The 22825-nt window shown below is 70.4% G+C and carries 15 protein-coding genes; 3 read left to right on the forward strand and 12 right to left on the reverse strand.

Annotated features, from left to right (window positions below):
- Nucleotide 1: 1 nt before the first annotated feature.
- On the forward strand, nt 2–511 hold the full coding sequence (locus tag H1226_RS25935) for a DUF6319 family protein (RefSeq protein ID WP_258343671.1): 510 nt from the start codon (nt 2–4) through the stop codon (nt 509–511).
- 91 nt (nt 512–602) lie between these two features.
- On the opposite strand, the gene H1226_RS25940 is transcribed toward H1226_RS25935, so the two are convergent.
- On the reverse strand, nt 603–905 hold the full coding sequence (locus H1226_RS25940) for a zinc-binding dehydrogenase (RefSeq protein WP_258343672.1): 303 nt from the start codon (nt 903–905) through the stop codon (nt 603–605).
- Nucleotides 906–1275: 370 nt separating this feature from the next.
- Between H1226_RS25940 and H1226_RS25945 the strand changes: the two genes are divergently transcribed.
- The gene (locus H1226_RS25945) at nt 1276–1611 is read left to right on the forward strand and encodes a hypothetical protein (protein ID WP_258343673.1); all 336 of its coding nucleotides are present in this window, start codon (nt 1276–1278) and stop codon (nt 1609–1611) included.
- Nucleotides 1612–1790: 179 nt separating this feature from the next.
- Here the strand turns inward: H1226_RS25945 and H1226_RS25950 are convergent, their stop codons facing one another.
- Both H1226_RS25950 and rpoB read right to left on the reverse strand, forming a co-directional pair.
- Complete coding sequence (locus H1226_RS25950) at nt 1791–5702, reverse strand: DNA-directed RNA polymerase subunit beta' (protein WP_224956686.1); 3912 nt, start codon at nt 5700–5702, stop codon at nt 1791–1793.
- Nucleotides 5703–5813: 111 nt separating this feature from the next.
- The gene (gene rpoB, locus H1226_RS25955) at nt 5814–9296 is read right to left on the reverse strand and encodes a DNA-directed RNA polymerase subunit beta (protein ID WP_224956687.1); all 3483 of its coding nucleotides are present in this window, start codon (nt 9294–9296) and stop codon (nt 5814–5816) included.
- A gap of 748 nt (nt 9297–10044) precedes the next feature.
- Between rpoB and H1226_RS25960 the strand changes: the two genes are divergently transcribed.
- Complete coding sequence (locus H1226_RS25960; RefSeq protein WP_258343674.1) at nt 10045–13212, forward strand: CHAT domain-containing protein; 3168 nt, start codon at nt 10045–10047, stop codon at nt 13210–13212.
- A 106-nt stretch (nt 13213–13318) separates the two neighbouring features.
- Here H1226_RS25960 and H1226_RS25965 read toward each other — a convergent pair whose 3' ends face one another.
- The 9 genes from H1226_RS25965 to H1226_RS26005 are packed head-to-tail and all read right to left on the reverse strand — an operon-like array spanning nt 13319 to nt 22816.
- Nucleotides 13319–14476: a hypothetical protein gene (locus H1226_RS25965; RefSeq protein WP_258343676.1), complete on the reverse strand. Its 1158-nt coding sequence runs from the start codon at nt 14474–14476 to the stop codon at nt 13319–13321.
- 46 nt (nt 14477–14522) lie between these two features.
- Nucleotides 14523–15077 carry a hypothetical protein gene (locus tag H1226_RS25970; RefSeq protein ID WP_258343678.1) on the reverse strand — a complete coding sequence of 185 codons (555 nt, stop codon included), beginning with the start codon at nt 15075–15077 and terminating at the stop codon, nt 14523–14525.
- Nucleotides 15078–15112: 35 nt separating this feature from the next.
- A complete protein-coding gene (locus H1226_RS25975; RefSeq protein WP_258343680.1) occupies nt 15113–16219 on the reverse strand; it encodes an MlaD family protein in 1107 nt (368 codons plus the stop codon).
- Nucleotides 16219–17415 (reverse strand): MCE family protein, encoded by a 1197-nt coding sequence (locus H1226_RS25980; protein WP_373690091.1) that lies wholly within the window; start codon nt 17413–17415, stop codon nt 16219–16221. The genes H1226_RS25975 and H1226_RS25980 overlap by 1 nt, the downstream gene beginning before the upstream one ends.
- The gene (locus H1226_RS25985; protein WP_258343692.1) at nt 17415–18638 is read right to left on the reverse strand and encodes an MCE family protein; all 1224 of its coding nucleotides are present in this window, start codon (nt 18636–18638) and stop codon (nt 17415–17417) included. Before H1226_RS25985 ends, H1226_RS25980 begins: the two co-directional genes overlap by 1 nt.
- Nucleotides 18635–19615, reverse strand: coding sequence for an MCE family protein (locus H1226_RS25990; RefSeq protein WP_224967148.1), 981 nt, complete (start codon nt 19613–19615; stop codon nt 18635–18637). Before H1226_RS25990 ends, H1226_RS25985 begins: the two co-directional genes overlap by 4 nt.
- Entirely contained in the window at nt 19612–20637 is a 1026-nt protein-coding gene (locus H1226_RS25995; RefSeq protein WP_224956697.1) for an MCE family protein, read from the reverse strand. The genes H1226_RS25990 and H1226_RS25995 overlap by 4 nt, the downstream gene beginning before the upstream one ends.
- Nucleotides 20634–21989 (reverse strand): MCE family protein, encoded by a 1356-nt coding sequence (locus tag H1226_RS26000; RefSeq protein ID WP_258343695.1) that lies wholly within the window; start codon nt 21987–21989, stop codon nt 20634–20636. The genes H1226_RS25995 and H1226_RS26000 overlap by 4 nt, the downstream gene beginning before the upstream one ends.
- The gene (locus H1226_RS26005) at nt 21986–22816 is read right to left on the reverse strand and encodes an MlaE family ABC transporter permease (RefSeq protein ID WP_373690092.1); all 831 of its coding nucleotides are present in this window, start codon (nt 22814–22816) and stop codon (nt 21986–21988) included. The genes H1226_RS26000 and H1226_RS26005 overlap by 4 nt, the downstream gene beginning before the upstream one ends.
- Nucleotides 22817–22825: the final 9 nt, after the last annotated feature.

Genomic DNA, 22825 nt, shown 5'->3' on the forward strand with positions numbered 1-22825 from the left:
CGTGGGCGAGCAGGAAGCAGACCAGGTGACCAGCGAAGAGACCCAAGGCGAGCAGGCATCGGCGCAGCCGGAGAACGGCACCGCCCAGGCCGAGGCGGACACCGCGCAGGCCGCGGCGACGCCGTCCGAGCCCGCCGCGGCGGCCCCGGCCCCGGCCCCGGCCGACGCCGCTCCGGCCGACGCGACGCCGGAGCCCGCGCCGAAGAAGACCCGCGCGCCCAAGAAGAGCACCGCCAAGAAGACCCGCACCGTCGAGCTCACGCTGACCGTGACCGGCACCGCGGAAGGCGAGTGGCAGGCCGAGCTGATGCACGCGGGCAAGCGCGTCGTGCAGGGCCTGCCGGTCCCGGCGGCCGCGGTCTCCAAGGCGGCGGCGGAACTCCACCAGGACATCTCCGAAGCCATCGAAGAGGTCCTGAGCGCCGCGCGCGAGCAGCACGAGGCGAAGCTCGCCGAGCTCGAAGCCGAGGTCGAGCGGGTCCGCAAGGCCCTGCTGGAACTCGAGGGCTGACGACCGCACCGGTCGGCCGAGTCCCCGGACGCCGCCACCCCCGTTCCGGGGCGGACGCGTCCGGGGCACCCGGTTCGCGGCGCCGTCCCGATCAGAACTCCAGCACCAACCGGCCCCGCACCCCGCCGGCTTCCAGCGCGCGGTGCGCCTGCGCCGCCTCGCCCGCTGGGTAGGTCCGCGCCAGCCGCAGGGACAGCACCCCTTCGTCCACCTGGGACCGCAGCCGGCCCAGCTCTTCCCACTCCTGCGCGTACTCGCGCACCGCCGCCGGCCGGTAGGTGATGCCGCGCTCCGCTTCGGCGGTGAGGAACCGCGCCGTCGAGATCCGGCCGCCGTCGCGCACCGCGGGCACCAGCCGGTCGTTGAGCAGCGCGCCGTCCGCGATCCCCGCCACCCCGTCCGGTGCCGCCTCGCGGATTCCGCCACGTCGTCCTCGCGCGCCACGACGACGTCCGCCCCGAGCGACCGAACCAGTTCCCGGTCCCGGTCGGCCGCGTCCGCGACGACCCGCAGCACGTCGGCCTTCGCCAGCTGCACCACGCAGCCCCCGAACGCCCCCGCCGCACCGGTGACCGCGATCGCCTCGCCCGGCGCCGAGTCCAGGAGGTCCAGCGCCTGGCGGGCGGTGAGCGCGTTCATCGGGCAGGGTCGCGCCGATCACTCGCATGCCCGGTGCAACCTGCCGCCGGGCCGCCGCTGTTCCGCAGGAGGACCACCCGCTCGTGTAGTGGCGAACGCGTGTTCGACTCCGGATGATCGGAGTCATGGACCCCAGACACCGCACCCACCGCAGGCTGCACCTCGTCCCGGCGGCGGCCGGCCCGGCCGCCGGGGGAACCGGTCCGCCGACGTCCACCGGCGCCGCGCCCGATCCCGGCAGCGGTGGCGGCGAGCGGCCGCCGTCCGCTCCCGAGCCGCTCACCGACGACCGCGTCGCCGAGTGCACCGATGCCGGGCTCGTCGCCGAGATCCGCGCGTGCGAGGCGTTGCGGCACCGGCTGCTGCACGACCAGCTGACCCTGCTCACCGAAGCACGCCGCCGGGGGCTCCGACTGCCCGCCGGCCCGTCGCCCGCCCGGTCCGGAGGAGCCCCGACATGATCGCCGGAACCACCACGATCGCGGCCGCGGTGCATCGCGCCGTCCGCTCCTGCACCACCGGTCTCCGAACGCCCGGCCGCGGGTTCGCGGCCGCGCGCCCCGAACAGCGGAAGGTCCCCGCTCGAACCCGAGCGGGGACCTCCCGTGCACTGCTCCGCGACCTGCGGCCGCCTACCGGATCACCGGTAGTCGCGACCGAAGTCGTAGTCGTCCAGCGGCACCGCGGCACCGGTGCCCGCGCCGAACACGTCCGGCGTGTAGTAGCCGTCGTCGTAGGACGGGATCGCGTACGCCGCGGCCCGCGCCTCCTCGGTCGGCTGCACCTGGATGTTGCGGTAGCGATTGATGCCGGTACCGGCCGGGATCAACTTACCGATGATCACGTTCTCCTTCAGGCCGACCAGCTTGTCACTCGCGCCCTCGATCGCGGCGTTCGTGAGGATGCGGGTCGTCTCCTGGAAGGAGGCCGCCGACAGCCAGGACTCCGTGGCCAGCGAGGCCTTGGTGATGCCCATCAGCACCGGACGGCCCGAAGCCGGGTCGCCGCCCTCGGCCACCACGCGGCGGTTCTCGCCCTCGAACTGCGAGCGCTCCACCGGCGAGCCGGGCAGGAACTCCGTCGCACCCGAGTCGATGATGATGACGCGCCGCAGCATCTGCCGGACGATGACCTCCACGTGCTTGTCGTGGATGCCGACGCCCTGCGAGCGGTAGACCTCCTGGACCTCGCGGACCAGGTGCAGCTGCGCCTCGCGGGGCCCCATCACGCGCAGCACCTCGTGCGGGTCGACGGCGCCTTCCAGCAGCTGCTGGCCGACGTCGACGTGGTCGCCGTCCGCGATCTGCCGCTCGCTGCCGTCCACCGAGATCGTCGCGAGCCGCTGCCGCTTGGACAGCTTGTCGTAGACGATCTCCTCGCTGCCGTCGTCCGGGATGACCGTGATCTTCCAGTACCGGTCGTTGTCCTCCATCCGGATCCGTCCGGGGGCGTCGGCGATCGGCGCCTTGCCCTTCGGGACCCGGGCTTCGAACAGCTCCGTGACACGCGGCAGACCGGTGGTGATGTCGTCACCGGCGACACCGCCCTGGTGGAAGGTGCGCATCGTCAGCTGCGTGCCGGGCTCACCGATCGACTGGGCGGCGACGATGCCGACGGCCTCGCCGACGTCCACCAGCTTGCCGGTGGCCATCGAGCGGCCGTAGCAGACCGCGCAGACGCCGACGCCGGACTCGCAGGTCAGCACGCTGCGGACCTTGACCTTGGAGATCTTGGCCGCGAGCAGCTTCTCGATCGCCGGATCACCCAGGTCGGAACCGCGGGCGAGCACGATGTTGCCGTCCGAGTCCGTGACGTCCTCGGCGGTCGTGCGGGCGTAGATGCTGGTCTCGACGTGCGCGTCGCGCAGCACCGTGCCGTCCGGCAGCACCTCGGCGATCGGCATCTTGATGCCGCGCTCGGTGCCGCAGTCGGTCTCCCGCACGATGACGTCCTGCGAGACGTCCACCAGACGACGGGTCAGGTAACCCGAGTCGGCGGTGCGCAGCGCCGTGTCCGCCAGACCCTTGCGGGCACCGTGGTTGGAGATGAAGTACTCCAGCACGGACAGGCCTTCGCGGTAGTTCGCCTTGATCGGGCGCGGGATGTACTCGCCCTTCGGGTTCGACACCAGGCCACGCATGCCGGCCAGCTGCACGACCTGGGTCATGTTGCCCGCCGCCCCGGACTTCACGATCATGCTGATCGAGTTGTCCTCGGGGAAGTTCTTCTCCATGGCCTCGGCGACCTCGTCCTTGGCCGCCGTCCAGACCTTGACGAGCTCCGCGTTGCGCTCCTGGTAGGACAGCGCACCACGGCGGTAGCGCTTCTCCACCTGCTCGGCGCGCTGCTCGTAGGAGTCGAGGATCTCGCTCTTCTGCGGCGGCACGACCACGTCGGAGATCGACACGGTCACGCCGGAACGGGTGGCCCAGTGGAAACCGGCGTCCTTCAGCTTGTCCAGCGTCTGGGCGACGGTGACCATCGGGTACCGCTCGGCGAGGTCGTTGACGATCGCCGCCTGCCGCTTCTTCGGCAGCAGGTCGTTGACGAACGGGTAGTCCTCGGGCAGGAGCTCGTTGAAGAACACCCGGCCCAGCGTGGTGTCGGCGAGCCACGGCTTGCCCGGCTCCCAGTCCTCCGGCGTGGCCTCCTTGGCGGGGACCACGTCGCGGAGCCGGATCCGGATCTTCGCCTGCAGCGAGAGCCCGCCGCGGTCGAAGGCCATGATGGCCTCGCCCACGGAGGAGAACGCCTGGCCTTCACCCGGCGCACCCTCGACCAGCCTGGTCAGGTGGTACAGGCCGGTGACCATGTCCAGACGCGGCATCGCCAGCGGGCGACCCGACGCGGGCGAGAGGATGTTGTTGCTGGACAGCATCAAGATCCGGGCTTCGGCCTGCGCCTCGGCCGACAGCGGCAGGTGCACCGCCATCTGGTCGCCGTCGAAGTCGGCGTTGAACGCCTCGCACACCAGCGGGTGCAGCTGGATGGCCTTGCCCTCGACCAGCTGCGGCTCGAAGGCCTGGATGCCCAGGCGGTGCAGCGTGGGAGCACGGTTGAGCAGCACCGGGTGCTCGGCGATGACCTCTTCCAGCACGTCCCACACCTGCGGGCGCTGGCGCTCCACCATCCGCTTCGCGGACTTGATGTTCTGCGCGTGGTTGAGGTCGACCAGCCGCTTCATGACGAACGGCTTGAACAGCTCGACCGCCATCTCCTTCGGCAGGCCGCACTGGTGCAGCTTCAGCTGCGGGCCGACGACGATGACCGAACGGCCGGAGTAGTCGACGCGCTTGCCGAGCAGGTTCTGGCGGAACCGGCCCTGCTTGCCCTTGAGCAGGTCGGACAGCGACTTCAGCGGCCGGTTGCCGGGCCCGGTGACCGGGCGCCCGCGACGACCGTTGTCGAACAGCGCGTCCACGGATTCCTGCAGCATCCGCTTCTCGTTGTTGACGATAATCTCGGGCGCGCCGAGGTCGATCAGTCGCTTGAGGCGGTTGTTGCGGTTGATGACCCGGCGGTACAGGTCGTTCAGGTCCGAGGTGGCGAAGCGGCCACCGTCGAGCTGGACCATCGGACGCAGGTCCGGCGGGATCACCGGCACGCAGTTGAGCACCATGCCGCCGGGGTTGTTCCCGGTGGCCTGGAACGCGGCGACGACCTTGAGCCGCTTGAGCGCGCGCAGCTTCTTCTGCCCCTTGCCGGAGCGGATCGTCTCGCGCAGCAGCTCGGCCTCGGCACCGATGTCGAAGTCCTGCAGCAGCGCCTGGATGGACTCGGCACCCATGCCGCCGGTGAAGTACTCGCCGTACCGGTCGTAGAGCTCGCGGTAGAGCATCTCGTCCGAGATCAGCTGACGGGGCTCCAGCTTGGTGAAGGTCTCCCAGATCTCGTCGAGCTTGTCGATGTCGCGCTGCGAGCGGTCGCGCAGCTGGCGCATCTCGCGCTCGCCGCCCTCCTTGACCTTGCGGCGCACGTCGCTCTTCGCACCCTCGGCCTCGAGCTCGGCCAGGTCGGCTTCGAGCTTCTGGGCACGGGCTTCGAGGTCCGCGTCACGCTGGTCGGAGACCCGCTTGCGCTCGACCGCCATCTCGTTCTCGAGCGTGGACAGGTCGTTGTGCCGCATCTCGGTGTTCACCGAAGTGATCACGTACGCAGCGAAGTAAATGATCTTTTCGAGGTCCTTGGGAGCCAGGTCGAGCAGGTAGCCCAGCCGACTCGGAACGCCCTTGAAGTACCAGATGTGGGTCACCGAAGCGGCGAGCTCGATGTGCCCCATCCGCTCGCGGCGCACCTTGGCCCGGGTCACCTCGACGCCGCAGCGCTCGCAGATGATGCCCTTGAAGCGGACCCGCTTGTACTTGCCGCAGTAGCATTCCCAGTCGCGGGTCGGACCGAAGATCTTCTCGCAGAAGAGCCCGTCCTTCTCCGGCTTCAGGGTTCGGTAGTTGATCGTCTCGGGCTTCTTGACCTCGCCGAACGACCACTGGCGGATGTCGTCGGCCGTGGCGAGGCCGATGCGGAGTTCATCGAAGAAGTTGACGTCCAGCACGTCGGGTCTTCTCCCTTAGTCGAAAGGTCCGGCCGGCTACCGGCCGGGAATGCCAGGTTGGGTCGATGGCCGGTCCGCGGGCAGGCACATGCCCGCGGACCGGCGGCGAGGTCACTGAACGACGTCGTCCACCGAGGGGGACTCGTTCCGGGACAGGTTGATGCCGAGGTTCGCCGCGGCACGCTCCAGGTCCTCGTCGTCTCCGTCGCGCATCTCGATGGCAGCACCGTCCGTGGAGAGCACCTCCACGTTCAAGCACAGCGACTGCAGCTCCTTGAGGAGCACCTTGAACGACTCCGGGATACCCGGGTCCGGGATGTTCTCGCCCTTGACGATCGCCTCGTACACCTTCACGCGGCCGATGACGTCGTCGGACTTGATCGTCAGCAGCTCCTGCAGGGTGTACGCGGCACCGTAGGCCTGCATGGCCCAGCACTCCATCTCACCGAAGCGCTGACCACCGAACTGCGCCTTACCGCCCAGCGGCTGCTGGGTGATCATCGAGTACGGGCCGGTCGACCGGGCGTGGATCTTGTCGTCCACCAGGTGCGACAGCTTCAGGATGTACATGTAGCCGAGGGCCACCGGGTACGGGTACGGCTCCCCGCTGCGGCCGTCGAACAGCTGCGCCTTGCCGTTGGCCTTGACCATCCGCTCACCGTCGCGGTTCGGCAGGGTGGAGCCGAGCAAGCCGGTGATCTCCTCCTCGCGGGCACCGTCGAAGACGGGGCTGGCGGTGTTGGTGCCGGCCTCCACCTCGTAGAGGTCCGCGGGCAGGCGCTTGGCCCAGTCCGGGTCGCCGTCGATGGACCAGCCCTGCGAGGCGATCCACCCGAGGTGGGTCTCCAGCACCTGACCGATGTTCATCCGTCGCGGCACACCGTGGGTGTTCAGGATGATGTCGACCGGGGTGCCGTCCTCGGTGAACGGCATGTCCTCGATCGGCAGGATCTTGCCGATGACGCCCTTGTTGCCGTGCCGGCCGGCGAGCTTGTCGCCGTCCTGGATCTTGCGCTTCTGCGCCACGTAGACGCGGACCAGCTCGTTGACGCCCGGGGGCAGCTCGTCGTCCTCGTCGCGGTTGAAGACGCGGACGCCGATGACCTTGCCGGTCTCGCCGTGCGGCACCTTCAGCGAGGTGTCGCGGACTTCGCGGGCCTTCTCGCCGAAGATCGCGCGCAGCAGCCGCTCCTCCGGGGTCAGCTCGGTCTCGCCCTTCGGCGTGACCTTGCCGACCAGGATGTCGCCACCCTGCACCTCGGCACCGATGCGGATGATGCCGCGCTCGTCGAGGTCGGCCAGCACATCCTCGGAGACGTTCGGGATGTCCCGGGTGATCTCCTCGGCACCGAGCTTGGTGTCGCGGGCGTCGACCTCGTGCTCCTCGATGTGGATCGAGGTGAGCACGTCGTCCTGCACCAGGCGCTGGGACAGGATGATCGCGTCTTCGTAGTTGTGCCCCTCCCACGGCATGATGGCCACGCGCAGGTTCTTGCCCAGCGCCATCTCGCCGTTCTGGGTGCACGGCCCGTCCGCGATGACCTGACCGACCTCGACGCGATCGCCTTCGTTCACGATCGGCTTCTGGTTGGTGCAGGTGCCGTGGTTCGAGCGGTTGAACTTCTGCAGCCGGTAGGTGTGCCGGGTGCCGTCGTCGGCCATCACCGTCACGTAGTCGGCGCAGATCTCCTCGATCACACCGGCCTTGTCGGCGGTCACCACGTCACCGGCGTCGACGGCGGCGCGGAGCTCCATGCCGGTGCCGACCAGCGGGGACTCGCTGCGCAGCAGCGGCACCGCCTGGCGCTGCATGTTCGCGCCCATCAGCGCGCGGTTCGCGTCGTCGTGCTCGAGGAACGGGATCATCGCGGTCGCGGCGGAGACCATCTGCCGCGGCGAGACGTCCATGTAGTCGATCTCGGTCGGGGCGAGGAGCTCGACCTCGCCGCCCTTCCGGCGACCCAGCACGCGGTCGTCGAGGAACACGCCGTCGTCGTCGATCGGCGCGTTGGCCTGCGCCTTGACGTAGCGGTCCTCTTCGTCGGCGGTCAGGTAGTCGATCTGGTCGGTGACCCGGCCGTCGACGACCTTGCGGTACGGCGTCTCGATGAAGCCGAACGGGTTGACCCGCGCGAACGTGGCCAGCGAGCCGATCAGGCCGATATTCGGGCCTTCCGGCGTCTCGATCGGGCACATGCGGCCGTAGTGCGAGGGGTGGACGTCGCGGACCTCCATGCCCGCGCGCTCCCGGGACAGACCGCCCGGACCGAGCGCGGAGAGCCGGCGCTTGTGCGTCAGGCCCGCGATCGGGTTGGTCTGGTCCATGAACTGCGACAGCTGCGAAGTGCCGAAGAACTCGCGGATCGCCGCCACCACGGGACGGATGTTGATCAGCGTCTGCGGCGTGATCGCCTCGACGTCCTGGGTGGTCATCCGCTCGCGGACGACGCGCTCCATGCGGGACAGGCCGACGCGGACCTGGTTCTGGATCAGCTCGCCGACGGTGCGCAGGCGGCGGTTGCCGAAGTGGTCGATGTCGTCGACCTCGACCGGCACCTCCAGGTCGCCCTCGCCCATCGAGGTCTCGCCCGCGTGCAGGCGGACCAGGTACTCGATGGTGGTGACGATGTCGTCCTCGGTGAGGACGCCGGAGTCGAACGGCAGCTCCAGGCCCAGCTTCTTGTTGACCTTGTAGCGGCCGACGCGGGCCAGGTCGTAGCGCTTCTCCTTGAAGAACAGGTTCTCCAGGAGGGTCTGCGCGCTCTCCTTGGTCGGCGGTTCGCCCGGGCGCAGCTTGCGGTAGATGTCGAGCAGCGCCTCGTCCTGACCGGCGGTGTGGTCCTTCTCCAGCGTCGCCATCAGCGTCTCGGAGAAGCCGAACCGCTCGCGGATCGCCTCCGCGCTCCAGCCCAGGGCCTTCAGCAGCACCGTCACCGGCTGGCGGCGCTTGCGGTCGATGCGGACACCGACGGTGTCGCGCTTGTCGACGTCGAACTCCAGCCACGCACCGCGGCTGGGAATGATCTTGACGCTGTAGACGTCCTTGTCCGTCGTCTTGTCGACCGAGCTGTCGAAGTAGACGCCGGGCGAGCGCACGAGCTGGGACACCACGACGCGCTCGGTGCCGTTGATGATGAAGGTGCCCTTGTCGGTCATGACCGGGAAGTCACCCATGAACACCGTCTGGCTCTTGATCTCGCCAGTGGTGTGGTTGGTGAACTCCGCCGTGACGAACAGCGGGGCCGCGTAGGTCATGTCCTTGTCCTTGCACTCGTCAACCGAGGCCTTGACCTCGTCGAAGCGCGGATCCGTGAAGGACAGGGACATCGATCCGGAGAAGTCCTCGATCGGGGAGATCTCGCTGAGGACTTCTTCCAGGCCACCGACAGGGCTTTCGTCGCCGGCGTCGACCCGGCGCTGGAACCAGGCCTCGTCGCCGACAAGCCATTCGAAGGACTGGACCTGCAGATCGAGCAGATCAGGTACTTCCAACGGTTCGCGGATGTTCGCGAACGAGACCCGCCTGGGTGCCCCAGCGATCCCCGACGTGTAGTTGGAAGCTGCAGAGACCTTGGTCGCGCGGGAGACTGCCAAGATGCGTCCTTCCGGGACTCTGAACTGGCTACAGCCGCGTCAGGAGGCGTTGGCAACCAGCTAACACGACTGTCAAGGGTGCAATGGCGCCCACGATCCTAGATCCCGTCATGGGGAGGGCGGAAAGAGGGCAGCGCAAAGTAGCAGTCTAGACGCTACGACGCCACCTGTCGAGGGGCCCGCCGACGAACCGTCCCGGAAGTCGTCTGCGGAGCCGCACCTCGCGAGGCCCTGCCCGTGTTGGGAACCAGAGTGAACCCGCCGCCGCCGACAGTCAAGAGATCACGCTCCGATCACCCTCGTGGCGCAAGACACGATCACTACACGTGATCGCCAACAGGCCTGTTCCGCCTGGTCAAGGCTTCACCGAGTGGTTGTTCAGGCGACTTTCCGCCAGGGTCGGCGCCCGCCGGAACCGACCGCTCCGATCGCGCACAGCACTCGGATTCACCGGTTTCCGCCACCGGGGAGCACCCCGGTTCGCCTATGATCCAGAAAGCCGCCGGCGTTGTCGGCCATCTCACGCCGCAGGCCTCCGCCCAGGTGGTCCAGCGGGGAGTGCGGCCGGGAAACGCCGCCCGGCTGACCTCGCAGGGGGTCGCGGCTCGTGCACGGAGCGGGTGCACCGGTCCTCGACTCCCCGCAGCGAACGCACGGGCTATTCGGTACCGGTGAACATCGGTACGGTGAAACGCCCCGCGACGCCGCGACGCTGGTAGTCGTGTGAGCATGTCACAGGAGAATCGGGATGAATGACGATGCGGGTCGGCCGGACGAACTCGCCGACGGGCGAGCGCGTTCGACCGGGGATCAGCAGCGCGCCGATGCCGGAGCGTCGTGGTTCAGCTCCGCGGAGGGCCAGGCCGCGGCGGACCGCTCCGGCGGCCAGGCCCGGCCCGGCGCCCCCGCGGACACCGCCCGAGCGACCGCGCAGGACCGCCCCAGCCCGCAGCAGCGGTACGCCGACGCCATCACCGCGATGAACGCCGTCATCTCCACCCTCGACTTCGAGCAGCTGCCCTGGGTGACCGAGGTGTTCCGCGCGACCGCGGGCGTGCTCGACGACCGCGATCCGGCGCGCGCGGGCGTGCTGAACAACCTCGGCAGCGCCGCCCAGCTGCGGTACTTGCAGAGCAAGCAGGTCGAGGACCTGGAGGACGCGGTCGGCTACTACCGGGACGCCTCGACCGGCGCGCACCAGGACGACCCCGACCTGGTGCTCTACCAGTGCAACCTGGCGCTGGCGCTGACCGAGCTCGCCGTCACCGGGGAGGACCCCGCGCACGCCGCGGAATCGGTGCGCGCGGCCCGGCTGGCCACCGAGCAGACGCCGCGGCGGGATCCGCGGCGGATCATGACCCTGGTCCGGCTGGCGAACGCGTTGAAGACGCACGCGCGCCTCGCGGGCGACCCCCGCTCGGACGACGAGTCGATCGACGTGTTCCGGGAGGCGGCGCGGGCGGCCTCCCGCGGCGGGGGCACCGAGTCCGCGGAGCTGCGGATCAACCTGGGGGCCGCGCTGCTGCGCCGCTACCAGCGCAACGGCTCGGCGCAGGACCTGGACGAAGGCATCACGCACCTGCGGCGCGGGGCCGACGGGCTGGCCGACGGGGAGGCGCGCCGGGGAGCGCTGTGCCACCTGGCCAGCGCGTTGCGGCTGCGCTTCGAGCAGGCCGGGGACCTCGCCGACCTGGAGGCGGGCATCGGCGAGCTGATCGGCGTGCTGGGCGTGCTCAGCCCCGGGCACCCGCTGCTCGGGCGCGCCCTGGTGCTGCTGGCCGAATCGACCGCCGAGCACGTGGACAGCACCGGCGAGCCGGGCCCGCTGCGCCGCACGTTGCGCGCCTACGCGGTGAGCGCCCGCGGCATGGCGGCCGAGGACCCCGAGCGGTCGTTCGCGCTCGCCGGTTACGGGGCCTTGCTGCGCAGGCACTTCCTGCACGGCGCGGAGGCCGACGCGCTCGACACCGCGGTCGCCGCCGGGGAGGCGTCGGCCGAGGGATCGCTGGACGGCAAGGTGCTGCACTCGCTGGCGCTGACCCTGCTGACCCGCTACGAGAACAACGCGGACGAGGACGACCTGGACCGCGCCAAGCAGGTGTGCGACCAAGCGGCCACCGCGCCCGAGACCCCGCAGCACCTGGCGTGGGCGCAGCTCGGCGTGATCGCCGCGCACCGGTTCCGCCGCACCACCCGCACCGGCGAGTTGGAAGCCGCCGTGGAGTGGTTCGACCGCGCGCTGGAGGCGATGTCCGCCGACGCGCCGGAGCGGGCCGCCGTGGCCACCCACCTGGGCCGGGCCCTGCAGTCGCTGCACCAGCGCACCGGCAGGCGCCGGTTCTACCGCTGGGCGCGGCGGGTGCTCGCCGAGGCCGCCGCGCAGCCGTCCGCACCCGCCGATCAGCGGCTGCGGGCCGCGAGCCTGAACGGCAGGCTCGCCGCGGGCGCCCAGCGCTGGTCGGAGGCGGTGGAGTCGTTCACCACGGCGGTGGAACTGCTGCCGCTGGTCACCCGGGCGAAGCGGGCGGTGGCCGCCCCCGCGATGCAGCAGCGGTGGGCGCGGATCGCCGCGGACGCGGCCGCGTGCGCGGTGGAGAACGGCGAACCGGAGCGCGCCGTGGAGCTGCTGGAGCACGGCCACGCCGCGTTGCTGTCGGACTTCCTGCCCGCGGGCGGCGAGCTCGGTGCGCTGCACCGCGACCACCCGGAGCTCGCCGACGAAGCCGTCCGGCTGCGCCGGCTGCTGGACCGGCCACCGGGCGAGCCCGCGCTCACCGACCCGGCGGAGGGCGGCGCGCTGCGCGCCCGGCTGGTCGACGCGTGGGAAGACCTGCTGCGCGAGGTGCGCTCCGATCCGGCGCACGCGAACCACCTGCGGTTGCGCCCGTTCGCCGACCTCGCCGGGGAGGGCGAGGAGGGCTCGGTGGTGCTGGTCAACCTGAGCCGGTACCGCTCGGACGCGCTGGTGCTCGTCGCGGGCCGGGTGCTGACCGTCCCGCTGCCGGGCGCGGGCCCGGAGGCGGCCGCCGAGCAGGCCAGGGCCGGGTTAGGCGTGACCGACCAGCGCGATCAGCGCGCGCTGCTGGAGGCGCTGGACTGGGCGTGGCACAACGTCACCCGCCCGGTGCTGGACCGGATGGGATACGTGCAGCCGCCCGCGGAAGGCCAGCGCTGGCCGCGGCTGTGGTGGTGCGTGCTGGGGCCGCTGGGCTTCCTGCCGCTGCACGCGGCCGCGGCGCGGGACGGGGCGAGCACCCTGGACCGGGTGGTGTCCTCGTACGCCCCGACGCTGGGCGCGTTGAACGAGACCCGGCACCGGCCGGTCCCGGACCAGGGCCGGGCGCTGGTGGCGGCGGACTCGCTGGAGCCGGGCGCGCGGGAGCTGCCCAGGGAGAACCAGATCCTCGCCCGGTACTGGCCGGACGCGGAGGTGCTGTCCCCGGCGACGACGTCGGCCACGGAGCTGCAGCAGCTGCTGCCCGGCGCGGCGTGGGTGCACGTGTGCGAACCGAGCGCCCAGTACCCGGCGCAGCCCGCGGCCGGACTGGTGCTGGACCGGGAACCGCCGCAGCGGGGGCTGGGGCTGGTCGAGATGGGCCAGCTGGGCCTGCACCAGACGGAGTTCGGCTACCTGGGCCGCTGCTCGACCTTCGTGGACGCCCCGTCGGCGGCGGCGGTGCCGCTGGCGACGGCGCTGGGCTTCGCGGGCTTCGCGCACGTCATAGGCTCGTTGTGGGAGGTCGACGAGGAGTGCGCGCTGGAGGTGCACTCGGAGGTCTACGAGGCGGTGTTCGGCGCGGAGGAGTTCGACACCGGCCGTTCCTCGCACGCACTGCACGACGTGGCCCGGCGGCTGCGCGCCGAGTTCCCGGACATGCCGTCGCGCTGGTCGGCGCACCTGCACGTCGGGCCCTGATCAGCGGCGAGCTCTGATCGCGGCGGGCCCAGATCAGCGGCTAGCCCAGATCAGCGGCGAGCCCAGATCAGCGAGCGCCCCGGTGCGGGGCGCTCGCCGCGGGCGGTCAGTGCTGGCTGATGTTCGCGATCTTCCACTGGTCGCCGTGCCGCTCCGCGCTGATGACGACCTGCGCGGGCCCGACCGACGGTTCGCCGCCGATGTCGGTGCGGGTGGCGTTCTGGTCCACGAACAGCAGCACCTCGGCGCGGTCGCCTTCCAACCGGGTGACGCTGCTGGCCTTGACCGTGGTGGTGACCACCAGCTTCTGGATGGGCGCCTGCTGCTTGACGGTGGTGAACAGCTGCTCGTACTCGCCGACGGCGCGGCCGACGAGCAGGTCCTTCGCCGCGCGCTCGGTCTTGCCGGTGTCGGCGAAGTCGTAGGAGAAGATCTTCTCGACGCCGTCGGTGATCTGCCCGTTCACCTCGCTGGTGCCTGCCTGGTCGGCGAGCGCCCGGTTGCCGTAGAACGCGCCGTAGGCCTCGACGCCGAACCAGGTCGCGAGCCCGGCGAGCACGACGGTCACCGCGAGCAGGGCGGCGACGAACCCGGTGTTCCCGCTCCGCTCGGAGTCGGCGCTGCCGCGCTCATCGGCGGGCTGGTCCGCTCCGGGCTCGGCCGCGCCGGACGGGTCGGCGGGTTCGGTGCCGGTCCGGTCGTCGGCGGGCAGGTCGGCGACGGCGTGGAAGCGCTGCTCGGTCCCGTCGGACCCCGCTTTCCCGGACGCATCCGGTTCGAGGGCGTCGCCGGTGCCTGCGGGCTCGCCCTCCGAGGCGGCCGTGGCGGACGCGGACCGAGCGGTCTCCTCGCCGGCGGCGCCGGATTCCTCGTCGGCGGCACCGGAAGCCTGGTCAGCGGCACCGGAAGCCTGGTCAGCAGCACCGGAAGCCTGGTCAGCAGCACCGGAAGCCTGGTCAGCAGCACCGGAAGCCTGGTCAGCAGCACCGGAAGCCTGGTCGTCGGCACCGGAAGCCTGGTCGTCGGCACCGTCCTGCTCGACCGCAGCAGCCCGGTCACCGGCGGCATCCCGCCCGGCCTCCGCGGCGGACTCCCGCGCACCGGACGTCGAACCGTCCACATCGGACGATTCGGCACCCGCCGGCGTCGCCTCCTCCGGCCGGTTCAACCCGATCCGCGAACCGGAGTTCTGCGAACCGGTGCGGTTGCGCTGACCGGCGACGCGCCGCCGCGACGTCGATCCGGGACGACGGGGATGGGGCACGGGAACCACTCCTAGTGCGTACGGGTTCGGCGGCTTGCTCGGGGGATCAGCCGACCGCGACGGGGCCGAGGACGCTGAGCTTCCAGTCCTGGCCCTCGCGGGTCAGTTCGGCCTGGTACCGGCTGCGCTTCTCGGCGGGCTGCTGGCCTTCCGGGGTGACGGTCACCTTCACCACCGCGATCATGCGGGCCTTGCCCGCGCGGTCGTTGAGCTCGGTGAGCCCGGCGGAGAGGACTTCCGCCTTGGTGACCGTCTTGGCCTGCGTGATGCTGTCGGCGTACTGCTGCCGCCCGCGCACCACGTCCTCGTGCAGCGGGCCGGTGGAGGACCGCTCCCACAGGTCGAGCCCGGGCTGCACGTCGCGGAAGTCCAGCGTGTTGAAGTTGATGATCGCCTGGGTGCCCGCCTGCAGCGCGTCGTCCCGTTCGGCCGCGTAGGCGGCGTTGCCGTTGCTGGCGGCGACGGCCCAGGTGATGCCGGTGACCAGGGCGGCCACCACGGCGACGGCCAGCGCGATTCCCGAGACCAGCACGGGCCACGGTCGTTTCGCGGTCGGGCGGTTCTCGGTCTCCGGGCCGGGTTCGGCCGCGTTCTCGGTCATCGGCTCACCTCGTTTCGCGGTGCCGTCGGGCTGGCTCACTGTCCGGGGGCGTTCTGGGCGCCGCGCACGTTGATCGGGCTGCCCGGCGGCTCCGCACAGTGTGCATCAGTGTTCAGCGGTGTCGGCGCCAGGTCGCTGCCCGCACGCTTCTGGGTCGCTTCGTAACCGGCCGTGCACGGCAGCGGGTCGAAGATGTTCAGCGCCAGCCCGAAGTGGGCGGTGCCGTCGCCGGGCACCACGCTGTAGCCGCCCGCGGAGACCATCGGGTAGGTGACCAGCAGCTGCTCGATCCCGTCGGTGTTCGCGGCGAGCAGGTCGGTGGTGCTGGTGAGGTTCCGCACCAGGGTGCCGAGCTGCGGCCCGGTCTCGTTGAGCAGTCCGCTGACCTGGCGCGCGGCGGGCGGCGCCTGCTTGATGAGGTTGCGGATGTCCGGGTCGGAGCTGCGCAGCTGCTCGGCCAGCAACCGCAGGTCGGAGCTGTAGGAGCGGATCGCGGAGCCCTGCTCGTTCTGGGTGGCGAGCACGGTGGTGCCGTCCTCCAGCAGCTTCCGGGTCTGCGGCAGGTGCTGCTGGGCTTCGGTGGTGAACTCGCGCGTGGTGTCGAGCACCCGCTGCAGGTTGCCGCCGTTGTTGCGGAACGCGGTGCCGAGCTCGTCGACGACGGTCCGCAGCGAGTCCGGGGGCACCGACTTGGAGAAGTCGTCCAGGTTGGTCATGAGCTCTTCGACCGGCAGCGGCGTGCTGGTGGCCTGCCGCTCGATGACCGACCCGTCCTTCAGGTACGGCCCGGAGCCGGTCCGGGGCCGCAGGTCGACGTACTGCTCGCCGACGGCGGACCGGTTGGTGACGACGGCGTCCACGTCCCGCGGGATGCGGTCGTGGCCCGCGTCGATGTCCAAGGGCACTTCGATGCCGTCGGAGGTCAGCTTCATCTCCCCGACGCGTCCGATGGGCACGCCCCGGTAGGTGACCTCGGCGTTGTCGAAGATGCCGCCGGAATCGGCGAGGTTCATGGTCACCACGTAGCCGCGGGGGCCGAGCAGCCGGTCCAGCCCGGCGTAGCGGGCGCCCGCGTAACCGATGCCGACGAACGCGATCACCACGAACGCGATGACCTGCAGGCGGGTTTTGCGCGTGAGCATCAGTCATCGCCTCCGAACAGGAAGTCGAGCAGCCCGCCGTCCTTCTCGTCCGGTTCGGTGCTCGGCTCGGTGGACGTCTCCGGGGGCGGCTGCGGGGCCGTGGTGCCGGGCTGCGGTTGCGGTTGCAGCGGCAGCGGCGGGGCGCCGGGCAGCTGGACCAGCGGCTGCCGGGAGCGGCCGATGTTGCCGAGGATGTTGGTGAGGTTGAGGTCCGCGTCGATGTACAGGTTGGTGTAGTCGCCCTTGATGCCCTGCACGGCGCCGTCGGTGAACGGGTAGGTCAGCAGGATCTCGAAGGACTTCGGCAGGTCGTCGCCCGCGGCTTCGAGCTGCGCGAGCGTCGGCTGCAGCGCCTGCAGGTTGTGCACCAGGTCGTCCTGGCTGCGGTTGACCACGTCGGTGGCGACCCCGGAGAGCTCGTCCAGCGACTGCAGCATGGTGACCAGCTGGGTCCGCTGGTCGTTGAGCACCTTCAGCCCGGGTTCGAGGTCGCGCAGCGCGGTGTCGATGTTGCCGCGCTGCGCGTCGAGGCTGGCGGAGAGCCGGTTGACGCTGTCCAGCGCGCGGGTGATGTCGTCGCGCTGCGCGTCGAGCCCGGCGACGAGTTCGTCGAGGTTGCCGAGCAGGCTGCGGGCATCGGCCTCGCGCCCGTCGAGGGCGGTGTTGAGCTCGCGGGTGATGTTCTGCAGCTGCGCGACGCCACCGCCGTTGAGCAGCAGGGACAGCGCACCGAGGACTTCTTCGACCTCGGGGTTGCGGCCGCTGCGGTCCAGGCTGATCACGTCGCCGTTGATGAGCCGGCCCTGCGGTGCTTCCGGTGCGGGCGGGGCGGCGAGTTCGACGTACTTCTCGCCGAGCAGGCTGGACTGGCGGAGCCGGGCGATGGCGTTGCCGGGCAGCCTCACGTCCCGGTTGACCTCCAGGACGGCTTCGGCGTCCCAGGAGCCGTCGGCGAGCCCGATCGTGCTGACCCGCCCGACGGGCACGTCGTTGACCCGCACCCCGGCGTTGGGCACCAGGTCGAGCACGTCGTCGAAGCGCACCTTCACCCGGTAGGGCTTGTCGCCGAGGTCGGCGCCACCGGGCAGGGGTAAGCCGGAGACGCCGGTGAACCCGCAGCCGCTCACCAGCACGAGCGCGCTGGTGGCGAGGGCGAGGACCTTCCCGGCACGGCGGGCCGGGGTTGCACGGCCGATCACTGGCCACCTCCGGTGACGAGCGGGGTGCCGACGCCGCCGAGCGGCAGCGCCGGGTCGCCGGTGGCCGCGCCGTTCTGCTGCGCGGGCGGATTGCCCTGCGCCTGCGAGAGCAGGTCGGCGATGCTGGTGAACGGCAGGATCCCGTCCAGCACCGGCTGGATCGCGTTGCACGCGTCGAGGACGTTGTCCGGCAGTTGCAGCGGCGTTCCGGCGGCGGGCTGGCGGACCAGCTTGCACACCCCCACCAGCGGCGGCTCGTTCAGCTCGTTGATGACCGCGCGGGTGTCGAGGGTCCCGGAGGCGGCGTTGTAGGAGTTCTGCAGGTTGCCCAGCGCCAGCGGCGCGTCCCGCAGCGATTCGGACAGGGCCGCCTTCTGGTTCACCAGCACTTGGGCGACGCCGTTGAGCTGGTCCACGTTGGACTTGAGCTGCCCGCGGTTCTCCCGCACGAATTGCTCGACCTTGCCGAGCGCGACGGCGAGTTCGGCGAAGGACGCGCCGAGGTCCTCCCGCTCCCCCGCCAGCAACGAGCTGACGTCCTGCATCTGGGTGTTGAACCGGCGCACCTGCTCGTCGTTGTCGTTGAGCATGGTGGTGAACCGCTGCAGGTTGTCGACGGTGGCGAACAGGTCCTTGCTGCTGCCGGAGAGCGTGCTGCCCGCCTGGCCGAGGTGCTGCAGCGTGTCGGCGAGCGCCTGGCCGTTGCCGTCGAGGTTGGCGGCACCGGTGTCGAGCAGCCGGGTCAGCGCCCCGTCCTTGTTCGCGCCGTCCGGCCCGAGCGCCGCGGTGATGTCGTTGAGGCTGCGGTACACCTCGTCGAGCTCGACGGGGGTGGCGGTGCGCTCCTTCGGGATGACGGCGCCGTCGGCGAGCTTCGGCCCTCCCTTGTAGACGGGGGCGAGCTGCACGTACCGGTCGCTGACGACGCTCGGCGAGACGAGCACCGCGTTCACCTCGGCGGGCACGTCCACGTCGCGGTCCAGCGACATGGTGACCTTCACGGTCTGCCCGTGCGGTTCGACCTGGTCGACGGTGCCCATCGGGACGCCGAGCATCCGCACGTCCCCACCGGGGTAGACGCCGACCGCGGCGGAGAAGTAGGCGGTGACGCGCTTCTCGTTCGCCCCGTAGAACAGCCACCACACGGCACCGGTGGCCAGCAGCGCCACCGCGCAGGCGATCGCGATCATGCTGGTGAGGGGTGGTTTCCGGGTGCTCATGGCTTGCAGCCCTCCGGGTTGATCGGGCCGACGCTGGGCGGCAGCAGACCGCAGATGTAGGTGTCGAACCAGCGGCCGGTGCCGAGCACGTTCGAGAACACCCGGGTGAACGGGCCGAACGCCTCGATGCTGCGGTCGAGGTTGTCCTGGTTGCGCTGCAGCATCTTGGTGACCTTGTCCAGCTGGGCCAGGGTCGGTCCGAGCTGCGCCTGGTTGTCGTCGACGAGCCCGCTCAGCTGGGCGGAGAGGGCTCGGGTGCCGTCGAGCAGCGAGCTGATCTGGTCGCGCCGCTCGCGAACCTCCTGCAGCAGCAGGTTCCCGTCGGCGAGCAGCTTCTCGAACTCGGCGTTGCGGTCGGCGACGGTGCGGGAGACGTTCGCGGTGTTCGCCAGCAGCTCCTTGAGCTGCTGGTCGCGGGAGGAGATGGTCTGCGACAGCGCGGACAGCCCGTTGAGCGCGCCGCGCACGTCGTCGGGGGTGTCGGAGAACGTGTCGGACAGCGTCTGGAAGCTCTCGGCGAGCTGCTCGGTGTCGATGCTGCCGACGGTGCGCTGCAGACCGCTGAACGCCTCGATCACGTCGTAGGGAGCCATGGTCCGGTTCAGCGGGATCGGGTCCGAACCGGACTGCTCGCGGTCACCGCGCGGATCCAGCGCCAGGTACTTCTGCCCCAGCAAGGTCTTGATCTTGATGGCGGCGGTGGTGTTGTTCCCGATCCAGGTGTCCTTGACCCGGAACGAGACGGCCACGTGGTCGCCTTCGAGCTCGACGGAGCTGACGGTGCCGACCTTCACCCCGGCCACCCGGACCTCGTTGTCCGGCATCAGCCCGGCGGCCTCGCTGAAGTTCGCCTGGTAGCTGGTGCCGCTGATCAGCGGCAGCCGCTCGAAGTTCATCGCGATGACGAACCCGATCAGCAGCACCAGCAGGCCGGCGATGCCGATCTTCAGCGGATCGCGTTTCTGGAAAGACGTCATCCTTGGCACCTCGGCTGGGTCACGGGCATCAGCGGCAGCGGGATGTTGACGTCGCCGATGCCGACCTTCCCGGACAGCCCGCACAGGAAGAAGTTGAACCAGGCGCCGTGCGTACCGGTGCGCGTGATCGTCTCCAGCTTGTCGGGCATGTTCTGGAGGGTCCGCTCGGTGATGTCCTCGTTGTCGTTGAGGTTCTTGGACAGCTCGCCGAGCCCGGCGATGTCCTGCTGCAGCGGCGGTCGCGCCTCGGTCAGCAGGCCGGCGGTGGTGTTGGTGAGCCCGTCCAGCGCGCCCACCGCGTCCCCGATGGACTCGCGGTCCTCGGACAGCCCGGACACGACCTGCTGGAGCTGCACGATCAGGCCGGACAGCTGGTCGTCGCGGGCGTTGACGGTGCCGAGCACGTTGTTCAGGTTGGTGACGACCTCGCCGATCACCTGGTCCTTCGCGGCGAGCGTGGAGGTCAGCGACGCGGTGTGCGACAGCAGGCTCTGCACCGTGCCGCCCTCGCCCTGCAGGACCTGGATGATCTCGTAGGACAGCTTGTTCACGTCGTCCGGCGACAGCGCCTGGAACAGCGGTTTGAACCCGCCGAGCAGCACCGTGAGGTCCAGCGCCGGTTTGGTCTGGGCGAGCGGGATGGTGCCGCCCGCGGGCAGGTAGTCGTTCGGCGCGCCCGCGCCCTGCTCCAGCGCCACGTAGCGCTGCCCCACCAGGTTCCGGTACTTGATCGTCGCCCGGACCGACTTGGGCAGCTTGCGCTCCGAGACGCTGAACTCGACCTCGGCGGTCCGCCGGTCCACCACCTGCACGTCCTCGACCTGGCCGACCTTGACGCCGGAGATGCGGACCTCGTCGCCCACGTTGAGGGCGGTCGCGTCGGTGAACCGGGCCTTGTAGTTCTCCGCGGACCGCAGGTCGTTGTTCGCGATGGTGATCACCAGGACCCCGGTCGCCAGCAACGTGACGAGCACGAAGATGCCGAACTTGACCAGGGGGCCGAAGACGCCGCGCGCGTTCACCGGTAGCTCACCTCCGCTCCGCGCAGGACCGGGCCCACCAGCAGCGAGCCCCAGCCGGGCACGTTCTGGGCGGGCTCACCGATCGTGGGTGCCAGCACCGTCGAGACCATGTCCCGTTCGGCCGGCGAGTTCTGCACTCCGAGGTCGTCGGAGGCGGGCGCCGCCTGCGGCGTGGTGCTCGCGGGAGCACCGCCGCTGGGTAGCAGGCCGTCGTTGCCGGTGCGGGACGCCGGCGGCGGCACCGAACCGTCGTTGAGCGGGCCGTCCGGCGGGTACTGCGGGAAGGGCTTGGGGCCGTTCACGAAGTCGTAGCAGCGCGGGCCGCGCTTGTCGCCGTACACCGGCTCGTCCTGGTTCGGGACGTACTTGCCGCGGTTCGGCACGATCTCCAGCGTGATGTGCAGGCCCGGTTCGTTCGTCCCGACGCCGAAGGCCTGGTCGATCAACGGCACGTAGTCGGCCATGCCCTTGAGGAAGCAGGGGAACGCCGGCGAGTACTTCGCGAGCACGTCCGCGGTCGGCCGCGCCGACTCGCCGAACCGGATCAGGTCGTCGCCGTTGGCTTCGAGGAACCCGGTGGCGTCGTTCGACGTGGTCGTCAGCTGGGAGGTGAGCCCGCGCAGGTTCTCCTGCTGGTCCACCAACGTCCGCGAGGTCTGCGACAGATCCCCCAACGCCGCCAGCACGTCCGGCGCCGCCTGCTCGTAGGTCTCCGCCACTCCCACCAGCTGCCGCAGGTTCTCCTGCAACTGCGGCACCGACGGGTTCAACCCCGCCACGTACTCGTTCAACCGCGAGATCGTGTCCCCGATCGACTCACCGCGACCGTCCAACGCCTGGCTCAGCGAGTTCAACGTCACCGCCAGGTCGTCCGGGTGGATCGCCTCCAGCACCGGCATCGTGTCCGCCAGCACCGTCTCCAACTCCACCGACGCCCGCGTCCGATCCTGCGAGATCACATCACCCGAAGCCAACCGCACCGACGACGCCTGCTCCGGCACGTCCAACGACACGTACCGCTCCCCGAACAACGTCCGCGGCAACAACCGCGCCGACACGTTCGACGGCAACAACCGCGCCTTCTCCGGCTCCAACGCCAAGTGCAACTCCGCACCGCCGTCGACGGGCCGCACCTCGGAGACCCGACCGATGATCATGCCGCGGGCTTTGACGTCCGAGTCCGGCATCAGCTGGTTCCCGGTGGAGGCCGCCTTCAGCACCACGTTCACAGTGGACTCGAAGGCCCGCTGGTAGGTGGCGATCGAGAACGCCAGGAACAGCACGATGACCATCAGCAGCGCCAGGCCGAGCAGCCTGCGCCGCACCGTGAGCAGTGCCGTGCGAGTACTCATCCCGTGATCCGAACCGTCGTCGTGGTGCCCCAGATCGCGAGGCTGAGGAAGAAGTCGAGCAGGGCCGTCGTCACGATCGCGGTGCGCACCGCGCGCCCCACCGCGACGCCGACGCCCGCCGGACCGCCGCTGGCCCGGTAGCCGTAGTAGCAGTGCGTCATGATCACCACGACGCTGAAGACCAGCACCTTCCCGAAGGACCACAACACGTCCTCCGGTGGGAGGAACAGGTTGAAGTAGTGGTCGTAGGTGCCCGCCGACTGCCCGTACAGCTGCACCGTCACCGTCCGCGCCGCCAGGTACGAGGTGAGCAGGCCCAGCACGTACAGCGGCACCACCGCCACGAACCCGGCCATCACCCGGGTCGTCACCAGGTACGGCAGGCTCGGCACGCCCATGACCTCCAGCGCGTCGATCTCGTCGGAGATCCGCATCGCGCCGAGCTGCGCGGTGAACCCGGACCCGACCGTCGCCGACAGCGCCAGCCCGGCGACCAGCGGCGCGATCTCGCGGGTGTTGAAGTAGGCCGAGACGAACCCGGCGAACGCCGAGGTGCCCAGCTGGTTCAGCGCCGCGTAGCCCTGCAGGCCCACCACGGTGCCGGTGAACAGCGTCATGCCGATCATCACGCCGACCGTGCCGCCGATCACCGCGAGCGCCCCGCTGCCGAAGCTGACCTCGGTCAGCAGCCGCAGCGTCTCCTTGGCGTACCGGGTGACGGACTTCGGGATCCAGCCCAGCGTCCGCAGGTAGAACGACATCTGGTCGCCCAGATCGTCGAGCATCTGAAGTGGCCGTCGAGCCACGCTCTTCACGCGCTGCGTCATCGTCGTCAT

The organism is Saccharopolyspora gregorii, assembly GCF_024734405.1.
In the GTDB taxonomy this organism is placed as follows: domain Bacteria; phylum Actinomycetota; class Actinomycetes; order Mycobacteriales; family Pseudonocardiaceae; genus Saccharopolyspora_C; species Saccharopolyspora_C gregorii.